Here is a 12,239-nt window from a genome sequence, read left to right as displayed (position 1 = left end):
AATGGACAGGATAGTTATCTTAGATTTTGGTTCTCAATATACCCAGCTTATAGCAAGAAAAATCAGGGAATTGGGCGTGTATGCAGAGATTGTTCCGTTCAACAGGGACTTTGACACAACAGACACCAAGGGCATTATACTCTCAGGCTCACCCTCAAGCATATACGAAAAGGATGCACCGATCCCAAAAGAGGGGATATTTAAGCTAAACATACCGATACTCGGCATATGCTATGGCATGCAGGTTATAGCAAACAGGTTTGGCGGCAGCATAATCAAGGCAGAAAAGAGGGAATACGGCCTTGCCCGTTTGAGGCTTTTGAAGGAAAACCCGCTAATTGACAAAGAAATCGACAACACCATCGTCTGGATGAGCCACGGGGATAGGCTAAAAAGCCTTCCTGAGGGGTTTGAGGCCATAGCAAGAACGGACAACTCCCCGTTTGCCGCCATCCAAAACCTCGATGAAAGGATATGGGCTGTGCAGTTCCATCCGGAGGTTTACCACTCACAAAAGGGCAAAAAGCTTTTATCCAACTTCGTATTCGGTATATGCAAGGCCAAGGCAGACTGGAATATGGGCAACTTCTTGACCCAGCAGATAGAGAAAATCAAAGAAACCGTCAAGGATAAGCGCGTAATAGGCGCCGTATCCGGAGGGGTCGATTCAAGCGTTGTGGCCGTTTTGATGAACAGGGCTATTGGCGATAGGTTTATAGGCGTATTCGTGAATACAGGCCTTTTGAGGAAAAACGAGCCTGAGTATGTTTTGGATCTATTCAAAAGGCTCAATGTAAACATACGATACGAGGATGCCTCAGAACTGTTTTTGGAAAGACTGAAGGATGTTGAGGATCCTGAGAAGAAGAGAAAGATCATCGGCCATACATTCATAGATGTCTTTACCAAAATAGCCAAGGAATACGACGATGCCGAATTCTTGGCCCAAGGGACGCTCTATCCGGATGTCATAGAGAGCGTCTCGGTCAAAGGCCCATCGGCCACAATCAAAAGCCACCACAATGTGGGTGGCCTGCCCGATGATTTAAAATTCAAGCTCATTGAGCCGCTTAAGGAGTTATTTAAGGATGAGGTCAGATCGCTGGGGAGGCAGTTGGGGATCGATGAGGAGTTTATAAACAGACACCCCTTTCCAGGCCCGGGTCTGGCCATAAGGATCATAGGCAGGATAACCAAACAGAGGCTTAAGGTGCTAAGGGAGGCTGATGCCATATTGATAGAGGAGATAAAAAAGGCCGGTATATACAACGATATATGGCAGGCTTTTGCCGTGTTATTGCCCGTAAACTCCGTTGGTGTTATGGGCGATAAAAGGACATACGAGAATGTATTGGCCATAAGGGCGGTGAACAGCACAGACGGCATGACGGCCGATTTTAGCAGGATCGACTATGACCTGCTTGGCAAAATCTCAAGCCGCATCATCAACGAGGTTGAGGGCATCAACAGGGTGGTTTACGATGTATCATCAAAACCGCCGGCCACAATCGAGTGGGAGTAAATGGAAAGCAAGAAGAAGGATAAGATAAAGGAAAATATACAGGATGTAATAGAGAGGATATTCAACGAGCATGTGGTGGCGGGCCTGTTCTTTTTAGCCATCATACTCATCAACCTGCCCCGCTCATCATCGACCTATTACAACCTAAGGGTAGGCGATATTGCACCCAAAACCATAAGGTCAACCGTTTCGATGCTTGTGGAGGACAAGGAGGCGACAAAGAAGCGCATCGAGGATGCCATAAACAATGTCCCGCCGGTCTTTGATTACAACTCGCAGTTTATAACATCCACCATAAACTCCATAAAAAAGGCATTTTCTCTTATAAACCCACAGGATCCCCAAAGCTCCAAAGACATATTCTTTAAAACACTTAAGATAAAACCCAGCCCAACACTCTATTCGAGGCTGTTAAAATACGACCAAAAGGACATAATAACCTATGCAACGCTGGCCCTAAAGGAGCTGCAGGGGTTGTATATAGTCTCTTCAGTAAGGGAGTTGTATAAGTTCACACCAAAGAAGATCATTGTTAGGGATATACAGAAACCCGACGAGGAGAAGTTCATATCCAAAGACGATGTGGTGGATGTCCTAAGGGCCAAGATACTGGCCTATAATGCATTGAGGGATGAGGTGGAGGATGCAGGCCTGCGCAACACCGTATGGGATTTGATATCGCAGCTGATCATGCCCAACCTGACATTCAACTCCCTGGCCACGCAGAAGAAGAAGGAAGAGGCAGCCAAAAAGGTAAATAAGGTCTTCTTTAAGATATCAAAGGGTGAGATCATCGTCCGCAGCGGCGATGTAATAACGAAGGCGGATTACCTAAAGCTAAATGCATTGAACTCCATAAAACAGAAGGAAAACGCCTATGTAAAGTTTCTGGCCAATATACTCCTATTCCTCATCATGTCCATAATACTCTTCAAGATTTACGAAATCACCAAAGCCAAAAAGAACAAGTGGCTTAAAAAAACACGCATACTCGCCATAGCCGAAACGCTAATCGTTATACAGTTTTTGATATTCAAGCTATTCAACTATCTGGCAAGCGTCGTAAGCTTCTCATCGGCAGATTTTCCTCAAACCGCCATCATGTTCAGCACGCCGTTTGCCGTGGCAGCCATGATGCTGGCAATAATGATAGACTTTGAGCTGGCATTTTTAACATCGATACTCCTAAGCGTCTCATCGTGGCTTTTAACATCGGCCGACTCGGCCTCTAACTTTGGCCTGTATGTGTTCTTTGGCAGCATAGTCGGTGCACTCAGCATAAGAAAGGAAAAAACCAGAACCGGCATCATAAAGGCCGGATTGTATGTCTCATTCAGCAGCGTTATACTCATAGTCATATTCCATCTCCTAAAGGGTGGCCAACTGAACAGATCGCTTTTAACGGAGCTGGTATTCGGATTTGGAAGCGGTATATTCTCATCCATTATCGTAAGCGGCCTTCTGCCGGTCTTTGAATACATATTCAACATGACAACAGACATAAAGCTATTGGAGCTTGGCAATCTAAACAACCCGCTGTTGAAAGAGCTTGCCATTAAGGCGCCAGGCACATACCACCACAGCATCGTTGTCTCAAGCTTAGCAGAGGCGGCGGCAAGCGAAATCGGGGCAAACCCGCTTATAGCCAAGGTCGGCTCATACTATCACGATATAGGCAAGATCAAGAAACCGATGTATTTTGTGGAAAACCAGACAGACGGCATAAATCCGCATGACAACCTAAAACCGTCAATAAGCGCATTAATCATTAAAAACCATGTAAAATACGGCGTGGAGATAGCCAAAAAACACAGGCTGGGCAACTACATCATAGACATCATTCAACAGCACCACGGCACAAGCCTGATCAAATACTTCTACAACAAAGCCAAGGAGAACGGCCTCAATCCCAAAGAGGAAGATTTCAGATACCCAGGCCCAAAACCCCAGACCAAAGAGGCCGGTATTGTTATGATAGCAGACGAGGTGGAGGCAGCATCGAAGACCCTCTCCAATCCGACCGTTGCACACCTAAACGACTTCGTCAGGGAGATAACCAACAAGATCTTCTTAGACGGGCAGTTGGATGAGTGTGAATTGACGCTAAAGGACCTAAACAAGATAACAACGAGCTTTGTGAATGTCCTTGTGGGCATCTTCCACCACAGGATAGAATATCCGGATGAGGAAAAACAGAATGAACCTAACGGTGATAATAAAAAAGCCTAAAGAGTTCATAGATGAGGCAACGATAGAGGGCTTTGTAGAGTTTCTATTCAAAAAAAGCAACGAGGATTGCAAAAAGGAGCTCAACATAGTGCTTGTTGACGATAACGAGATAGCCAGACTAAACGAGCAGTTCAAAAATAGAGAAGGGCCGACCAATGTATTGAGTTTTTACGGCTATGACGGTGATATATTGGGTGATATAGTAATCTCTTCAGATACGATAGAGAAAGAGGCCAAAGAAAAAAAAGAGGACGCCAAGGACTATTTGTTGTTTATAATAGCGCACGGTTTTTTGCACCTTTTGGGCTATACCCACGAAACGATGGAGAAATTCGAAAGCATGATGAAAAAGCAAAGGGAATTGGTTGATGAGTTCCTAAAAAGAGGGGGTTGAAGATGGCCAAGGCGATAAAGGCACTAACGCTTACATTCGGCGTGTTTGCCGTGGGCAGTTTTGTGGCCTTAAAAAAGACAGGGGCGATTGAAACACTAAAGGAGGATATACAGACGGTCTTTGAAAGGGATCCTGCAGCAAGGAGCGTGCCTGAGATAATATTCTGCTACCCAGGTCTGCATGCGCTCTGGTTTCACAGGGTCGCCCATTTTTTGTGGAATCACGACCTTAAGTTCGCAGGTCGATTCCTATCCCACATATCGAGATTCCTTACCGGTATTGAGATACATCCAGGGGCTAAGATAGGTAAGCGCTTCTTTATCGACCACGGCATGGGTGTTGTAATCGGTGAAACGGCAGAGATCGGCGATGATGTAACGCTTTATCAGGGCGTGACATTGGGCGGAACGAGCCTGAAGAAGGTAAAAAGACACCCGACGGTGGGTAAGAATGTGGTTGTGGGAAGCGGCGCCAAGGTATTGGGCGCCTTAAAGATAGGCGACAACTCCAAGATAGGCTCAGGCAGCGTCGTAATCAGGGATGTGCCGGAGAACTCCACCGTCGTCGGCATACCGGCCAAGGTCGTCAAGAAGGAGAAGGTCGAAAAGAAGGTGGATTTAGAGCATACAAAGCTGCCCGATGTGGAGGGCAAGGTCATAAGGTATCTGCTTCACAGGATAGAGGAGCTTGAAAAGGAGATATCCGCCTTAAAGGAGGGTAAGCCCGAAGAGATAGAATTGGAGCGCAAGAAGGAGGCAGAAGAGCTTAAAAAGATAGAGAAATACATAAAAAGCTATGAGCTTGAGGGGTTAGATTAAGCCCTCCCCTACCCTGATGGAGGGCTTAGCCTCAACCAAACAGAGCCTGCTGGTGGCCTCCTTATCGGGCATAAAGGAGGCCCTGTATGCTATCATCAATGCATTGTCGGTCGTCATCTCACTGGGCGGTAAAACCACATCGATGCCGTATTTTGTGCCTGCCTCAACAAAGGCCTCCCTCAGATAGGAGTTTGCAGAGACACCACCAGAAATTGACACGATACTGACATCATACTCCTTGGCTGCCTTAAGGGTCTTTTCAATTAATATATCGATCGAGGCCCTCTGAAAGGATGCTGCAATATCTGAAACATCACTTTTTGACAACCCACCCATGCTATTGACAAGGTTTTTGACATATGTCTTTACACCGCTAAAGCTAAAATTATAGCCTTTTTCATGTTTCAATCCCTGAGGAACCTTGAAACGATAAGGATCTCCGGTTTTTGACAACCTGTCTATAACAGGCCCTCCAGGATACCCCAAACCCAGCAGCCTTGCAACCTTATCGAAAGCCTCACCCACTGCATCATCCAGCGTCTTGCCTATAATTTGATACTTACCGACACCCTCAACCAAAAACAGGTGGGTATGGCCGCCCGATACAACCAAAGAAAGAAATGGAAAGGTTATATCCCTTCCAAAAAACGGGGCAAATATATGACCCTCTATGTGGTGCACAGGAATCAAGGCGATATTGTGTGAATAAGCCAGCGCCTTGGCAAATGCAACACCCACAAGCAGGCTGGGCAAAAGCCCAGGGCCAACAGTGGCTGCCAAAAAGTCTATCTGATCCATATCTATCTGTGCTTCTCTGATAGCCTCCTTTGTCAGTGCAGCTATAATCTCTGCATGCTTCCTTGCTGCAAGCTCAGGCACCACACCGCCCAATGAGCTGTGCACCTCGACCTGAGAGGCTATGAGGTTTACATAATCACCGTTATCCTTCAAAACGGCAACGGCCGTATCGTCGCACGATGTATCAAATGCCAGGATCATTTCAACACAAACACCACACTAACCAGGTAAGGCTTTAATTGCTTTCTCATCTGAAACAGCGCCTCATAGGTCTTCTCATTGCAGTGGCCTATGGCGACAACATCGTTTCTCTTTTTCAACATCGCCAGGGCCCTTCTAAGCTGCCCCTTTATATATAAAACATCCTTCTTGTTGTCTATAAAAACCCTTCTTCTTGCACACATAACGCCGAATTTTTTGGCCTCTGCACAGCCTATGCTATCCTTTACCGTCGCACTGTCTATAAAAAACAGGCCGTGCTCTTTCAAAAACTCCATAATGTAATCCATGTGGGGTTTATCCCTCAAAATGGCAGAGCCCATGTGGTTGTTTAAGCCCATGGCGTTGGGTATCCTTTTGTATGCCCAATTTAGAAGCTTAAGCGTATCGGCCTTGCTCGTCCAGAGGTATATGGCGTGCTTGCCGGGGTTGTCTTTGGGATAATCCAGCGGCTGGCTCGGCATGTGTATCATAACAACAAAGCCATTTTTAGAAAAATCCCTGGATAATTCACCACTAAAGGGTGCATCGGGCAGAAAGGCAAAGGCCAGGGGCATGTTTAGCGATTTAAACCTCCTGGCCAATGCCACATCGTATCCCATATCGTCTATAACAATGGCAAGCTTCTTCTGCTTCAAAAGAAACAGGGAGCTTGCTGCAAAAGCTGTCTGAATAAAAAGGATAACAAAGGCAACGGCTATTGGGATTGCCTTGTTTTGCATACCAGATCCTCAGCCTTTATAAGCTCAATAGCCCTCAAAAGCTGATAGTCGTTTTTAAGCTCCTTTTCAAAATCGAGCGTCTTCTTGGTCTTCTTGGCCTGAGGGTTATTTAGATGGTGAATCAAATCACTCTCCCTTAAGCTGTAACTGTTTGACTCCTCCTCAACTATCTTGGCCTGCTTCACGACAATATCCGGCTTTATGCCAACGGCCTGGATGCTCTTGCCTGAGGGGGTGTAATAGCGGGCTGTGGTCAATCTTAAGGCAGAACCGTCGCCCAACGGTATTATAGACTGGACAGAACCCTTACCGAAGCTCCTAATACCCATGATTATGGCCCTGTGGTGATCCTTCAAACACCCGGATACGATCTCTGCGGCTGAGGCTGTGCCTGCATTAATCAGAACGACTATTGGATAGGAGGGCTCGTTCTTGTCATCATGGGCATAGAAGTATTGAACATCGTTCTTGCTCCTTCCCCTTATCGAAACGATAACGCCCTTCTTGATGAAGACATCGCAAACACCTATGGCCTCCCTCAAAAGACCGCCCGGATCGTTTCTTAGGTCTATAACAAGGCCGCTTATACCTTTTAGCTTATCCAAAGCACTCTTAAGCTCCTTGGTTGTCCCGCTCTGGAACTGCGTAATCCTGATATAGCCTATATTGCCGTATTTTTTAAACTTTACGCTCTTGACATGGATAATGGCCCTCGTGATGGTCAGATCGAACGGTTTTTTCGAGTTCTTCCTCAGAATCGTTATCGTGACCTTTGTGCCGGGCTTGCCCCTCAAAAGCTTTACAGCCTGCTCAAGCGTCATACCGAGCGTGCTTTCGCCGTTTATCTTTATGATGGCATCGCCGGCCTTTATACCAGCCTTATAAGCCGGCGTATCCTCAATCGGCGACACAACGGTTAGAATGCCGTCCTTCATGCTAACAACCATGCCGAGGCCGCCAAATTTACCCGTCGTGGTTATCTTAAGCTCCTTGTATTCCTCCTTCGTCATATAGGAGGAGTGCGGATCAAGCGAGCTAACCATGCCCTTTATGGCATCATCTATCAATTTGGTCTGGCTTACCTTATCCACATAGTTGTTCTCTATTATGGCCATAACCTTTGCAAACACCTTGAGCTTCTCATACTCGGTGGGGTTTGCAAAACCCACATTAGCCATCAACACAATCAACGCAAAAGCGGCCAAGAGCCTCTTCATTTCAAAAACCTCCTGTCTAAGAAATTTAGTGGATTCAACGGCACCGAATGCCTCCTGATTTCAAAGTGTAATATATTCTTCTGCAATCTTCCAATACATTGATGGGCCTTTACTATCCTGCCTACCTTTAGGGAGCTCTCAACACCCCCATAGACCGTATAGTATCCGTTTAGGTGGTTTACTATAACCACTCCGCCGTATCCGGGCAGATCGCCAGAAAATCCCACCTTGCCGTAAGCTATAACCCTAACGCATGCGTGCTTTTTCGCCTTTATGTCTATGCCGTCGTTTCTTGTATAAACCTTAAACAATGGGTCGTACTTCCTTCCAAAGGTCGATATAACCTTACCCGATACGGGGGGTGCAACCCTGCCTGAGAGCGCCTTAAATTCCTTGGTGATGAGTTTTGGGTTTATGGCTTCTTTGTGTTTCAGTCTTTTAAGCTGCTGTTGTCTTTTCTTCTCCTGCTCGATTATCTTTTTAAGCAGGTTCTTTAGGTTCTCCTTCTCCTGGGTCAGCTGTTTAATCTGGGCGAGGTATTCCTCTTTTTTACTGTCTGCCTGACCGATTAACACCTTCAGGTTGTTGCGCTGTTTTTGCAAATCCGCCTGCTGTTTCTTTATCTTTTCCAGTATAGCGTTCTTGGAGTCTATGTAATGCTTAAGCCTTGCCATTCTATCCTTAAGGTATGCGTTCTTGTTCAAATAGCTCTTGATCCGTTTTTGCATATAGTCTGCAATAAAGCCGTTCATATAATCAAACCAGACACCCTCCTGATAGTAGGGGCTGATGCGTGAGTATTTATAATAGGCCTTAAGTTCCAAGGATAGCTCCTTCTTCTGCTTATTCAGGCTTTCAGAAACAGAGCCGATCTCCCTTTTTAGATTCTCTATCTTTTTGTTTAGCAAATTTAAGTCCCTTTTTGCCTTTTTGATCCTGATTTTCAAATCGTTGATCTTACTGTCTGTGGATTTTACCTTATTTAGAAGGTCTATGTATTGCTGCCTGAGCTTATCGTAATCGCTCTTTTTCTTCATTATGGTCTGGTCTATGTTCTTCAGCTTCTGCTCTATGGTCTTCTTATTAACGGGAAAGCAGGATAGGGGAAGGAGCACAAAGAGCGCAATTAAGAGGCTAAACCTTTTCATCATTTACAAAAAACACCAAAACCGAGGAGACGAGTATAAACATAAAACCTATGACCACATTCAAAGCAAAGGTGCTCTTTTGAGAGCTCTGCAGCATCTCCTTTGATATATAGGGTATCTGCCCATATTTACCATAAACAAAGTAAAGCAGGGCAACGATTACAACACTAAACAGAAAGCCCCAAAAAGCCGGCGTAATCGTCTCCTTCATGAACAGCCTCAGAATGGTAAGCCTGTTTATGCCAAAGAACTTCAATGTATCGTAATCGAATTTGCGGTGGGAGTAAAAGATGGTCATAAGCGAGACAAATACAATGAATTGGGTTGCATACAACAGCCCCACAACAGCCTCAGAGAAATAGAGAAGCTTCTGGTGCAGGCTCTCTATATCCTTAAGGAGCGTCTTGGGGTATCTAATATCCTCGATAATGGGATTTTCTATGGATTTGGCAAACTCGTCAAAGAACTCCTTATTGGTGTATGAGGGCTGAAAAAACACCTCTATCGAATAGGGAAAGGGGTTTGTGCTGAACAGGTCTTTATCGATCGAAAACTTCTTCACCATCTCCTTGAATGCATCATCCCTGGTGATAAGCCTAACGCTCAAAACCCCCTTTTTTTGCTTTATCGTATCGACAAGGTTTTTGACATCCTTAAATGTGGAGTTGGGCGAGCAGAACAGATACAACGGGGTCTTGCTCTTCTTCTGCTGTATATAGTTGTTCATCACAAAGAATATGCTCATCAAGATACTCATACTCAAAACAAATGAAACAAAGACAAAGAACAGGGCTATCTTGACATTATCCCTTCTCATAACCCCTCAAGCTCCACCGTATAGAAATCATCATCTATGGGGGCAAGCGTCGCTATCAAGAAGGTTATCCCCTTCTTTTCGTTCAAATACTTAAACAGCCGTATAACCCTGATTCTGTAATCCTCAGACAGATACCTCAACGGCTCATCGGCTATAACGAGCGGAAAGTTGTATATAACCCCCCTTGCAATATTCACAAGCGACTGTTCGCTAATGGAAAGCTCATGCGGATACTTATCCAAAAGATGGCCTATCGACAGCATCTCGAATATCTCCTCGGATAGATAGAGGTTCCTCTTTGTAAGCCTCGTTATGGCCGAGAGATTCTCCTTAACGGTCATATTCGAGATAAGCCTTATATCCTCAAATATGATACCCAAATACCTCCTAAGCAGAAGAATACCGGAATAGTTCAAATCAGAAACATTAAAATCAAATACCCTGACAAAGCCGCTATCGGGTTTTTCTGCCCCATAAACCATCTTGATTATGGTGCTTTTACCACCGGATTGGGGCAATATAATTTGATTTATCCTGCCCGATGCTATCCTGAAGCTTAGATTGGAAAAAACCATCCTCTTGTTGAAGCTCTTAACAACACCTATGAACTCAACCATTGAGCCTTTCTTTTATCCTTTCAGCTATTGCCTCTTTTGTAAAGCCGTATTTACAGAATAGATCCTCCTTTGAACCAGACTCACCAAACCTATCCTCAAGCCCCATCTTATGGATAAAAACGGGCAACTCCTCGGCCAAAAACTCACCTATAGCAGAACCCAAACCGCCTATTACCGAATGCTCTTCAAGGCTAAATGCCCTTCCGGTTTTTTTGACAGAGTTATAGACAGTCTCCCTATCCAGGGGCTTTATAGAGGAAACATTGACAACCTCAAGCTCAATACCGTCTTTTGTCAGTATCTCTGCAGCCTCAAGCGCCAGATGAACCATCATGCCGCAGGCAAATAGCGTGGCGGTCTTACCCTCTCTTACAACCTTAGACCTGCCAAGCTCAAACGGCTCATTCTGCATAAATACAGGCGATTTAGCCCTCGATGTGCGTATGTATACAGGCCCTTCCATATCCAAAGTCGCCAGAGTGGCCTGATATGTCTCGCTGTAATCAGCAGGCACAATGACCTTCATGTTGGGCAGTGCCCTCATCAATGCAATATCGGCAACGGATTGGTGAGAGCCGCCATCCTCACCCACGCTAATCCCGGAATGCGAGCCACACAAAACCACATGGAGGTCTTGATAACATATGGACTGTCTGATGATCTCAAACGCCCTGCCGGTTATAAAGACGGCAAAGCTTGAAGCATACGGTTTCAGACCCGACAGTGCAAGGCCTGCGGCAACACCGGCCATGTTGGCCTCTGCTATGCCCAAATTAAAAAACCTATCGGGAAATTGCTTCTTAAACTCTGCCGATTTTGTTGAACCGCTTAAGTCAGCATCCAGCACAACCACACGGTTATCCATCTTTCCTATCTCAACCAGGGCCTTACCGTAGGCCTCCCTTGTTGCCTTAAGCTCCATTGTCAAGCTCCTTCAATGCTTTTTCTAACTCCTCATCGGTGGGTGCAACGCCGTGGTATTCCACCTTATTGGCCATAAACGACACACCGTATCCCTTAACCGTTCTTGCTATAATGGCCGTTGGGCTTATGACATTCCTCTTGGCGGTTGTCAAGGTGTCTATCAGGTTTTTATACACATGGCCGCCTATCTCGTAAGTCCTAAAACCAAAAGCCTCAAGCTTATCCTTCAGCGGGTTTATGTTCATAACCTGATTACAGGCTCCGTCGATCTGCAAACCGTTGTAATCGATTATAACAACGAGGTTTGAGAGCTTGTAATGGTTGGCCGCCATGAAGGCCTCCCAGACAATACCCTCCTGCAACTCACCATCGCCCATCACACAGAAAACCTTATACCTCTTCTTCAAAACCTTAGCAGCCAGAGCCATACCCACAGCCTGGCTTATGCCGTTGCCCAAAGAGCCGGTTGAGGCCTCAACGCCTTTAAGTTTCTTTGAGTCTGGATGCCCCTGAAGAGGGGAACCCAACTTTCTCAATGTCCACAAAAGGTCTCTATCGAAGAACCCGGCTTTTGCCAAAACGGCATACAGAGCAGGACATGCATGGCCCTTGGACAAAACGAGCCTGTCTCTATCCTCCCATTGGGGGTCCTCCGGTTTGTAATTCATGATGCCGCCAAAATACAAGGCAACGAGTATGTCTAAAACGCTTAATGAGCCGCCCGAATGGCCGCTGCCTGCCTTGTTTAACATAATCAAGATATCTTTCCTTAAATCCCTGGCAATCCTCTCCAAATTATCAAACTCTCCCATAC

General features: G+C 45.6%; 12 protein-coding genes. 4 read left to right on the top strand and 8 right to left on the bottom strand.

The features are described 5' to 3' along the window. Position 1 precedes the first annotated feature (1 nt). From guaA to cysE, 4 genes are read left to right on the top strand one after another with little or no spacing between them, the layout of a single operon-like run. Positions 2 to 1,522 carry a glutamine-hydrolyzing GMP synthase gene (gene guaA, locus D891_RS0100275; protein ID WP_025209051.1) on the top strand — a complete coding sequence of 507 codons (1,521 nt, stop codon included), beginning with the start codon at positions 2 to 4 and terminating at the stop codon, positions 1,520 to 1,522. Continuing rightward, positions 1,523 to 3,751, top strand: a complete 2,229-nt coding sequence (locus D891_RS0100270; protein ID WP_025209050.1) for an HD family phosphohydrolase — start codon at positions 1,523 to 1,525, stop codon at positions 3,749 to 3,751. Next, entirely contained in the window at positions 3,705 to 4,145 is a 441-nt protein-coding gene (gene ybeY, locus D891_RS0100265) for an rRNA maturation RNase YbeY (RefSeq protein ID WP_084042273.1), read from the top strand. The genes D891_RS0100270 and ybeY overlap by 47 nt, the downstream gene beginning before the upstream one ends. Positions 4,146 to 4,147: 2 nt before the next feature. Further along, a complete protein-coding gene (gene cysE / locus D891_RS10065; RefSeq protein ID WP_029951840.1) occupies positions 4,148 to 4,963 on the top strand; it encodes a serine O-acetyltransferase in 816 nt (271 codons plus the stop codon). Here the strand turns inward: cysE and tsaD are convergent. The 8 genes from tsaD to D891_RS0100220 are packed head-to-tail and all read right to left on the bottom strand — an operon-like array spanning position 4,955 to position 12,237. Continuing rightward, on the bottom strand, positions 4,955 to 5,962 hold the full coding sequence (tsaD, locus tag D891_RS0100255; protein WP_025209047.1) for a tRNA (adenosine(37)-N6)-threonylcarbamoyltransferase complex transferase subunit TsaD: 1,008 nt from the start codon (positions 5,960 to 5,962) through the stop codon (positions 4,955 to 4,957). The two genes, cysE and tsaD, sit on opposite strands and share 9 nt — an antisense overlap. Next, complete coding sequence (locus D891_RS0100250) at positions 5,959 to 6,702, bottom strand: divergent polysaccharide deacetylase family protein (protein ID WP_025209046.1); 744 nt, start codon at positions 6,700 to 6,702, stop codon at positions 5,959 to 5,961. Before D891_RS0100250 ends, tsaD begins: the two co-directional genes overlap by 4 nt. Beyond that, complete coding sequence (locus tag D891_RS0100245) at positions 6,678 to 7,919, bottom strand: S41 family peptidase (RefSeq protein ID WP_025209045.1); 1,242 nt, start codon at positions 7,917 to 7,919, stop codon at positions 6,678 to 6,680. The genes D891_RS0100250 and D891_RS0100245 overlap by 25 nt, the downstream gene beginning before the upstream one ends. Beyond that, entirely contained in the window at positions 7,916 to 9,067 is a 1,152-nt protein-coding gene (locus D891_RS0100240; protein WP_198014758.1) for a murein hydrolase activator EnvC family protein, read from the bottom strand. The genes D891_RS0100245 and D891_RS0100240 overlap by 4 nt, the downstream gene beginning before the upstream one ends. Beyond that, entirely contained in the window at positions 9,054 to 9,884 is an 831-nt protein-coding gene (locus D891_RS0100235; protein WP_025209043.1) for a cell division protein FtsX, read from the bottom strand. Before D891_RS0100235 ends, D891_RS0100240 begins: the two co-directional genes overlap by 14 nt. Then, the gene (locus D891_RS0100230; RefSeq protein ID WP_025209042.1) at positions 9,881 to 10,501 is read right to left on the bottom strand and encodes a cell division ATP-binding protein FtsE; all 621 of its coding nucleotides are present in this window, start codon (positions 10,499 to 10,501) and stop codon (positions 9,881 to 9,883) included. The genes D891_RS0100235 and D891_RS0100230 overlap by 4 nt, the downstream gene beginning before the upstream one ends. Then, positions 10,494 to 11,423, bottom strand: coding sequence for a transketolase family protein (locus tag D891_RS0100225; protein WP_025209041.1), 930 nt, complete (start codon positions 11,421 to 11,423; stop codon positions 10,494 to 10,496). Before D891_RS0100225 ends, D891_RS0100230 begins: the two co-directional genes overlap by 8 nt. Continuing rightward, a complete protein-coding gene (locus D891_RS0100220; protein WP_025209040.1) occupies positions 11,413 to 12,237 on the bottom strand; it encodes a transketolase in 825 nt (274 codons plus the stop codon). Before D891_RS0100220 ends, D891_RS0100225 begins: the two co-directional genes overlap by 11 nt. Positions 12,238 to 12,239: the final 2 nt, after the last annotated feature.

It is taken from the genome of Hippea sp. KM1 (genome assembly GCF_000526195.1).
GTDB lineage: Bacteria > Campylobacterota_A > Desulfurellia > Desulfurellales > Hippeaceae > Hippea.
Note: the sequence above shows the minus strand (reverse complement) of the source record. Positions and strands in the feature narration are given on the sequence as shown.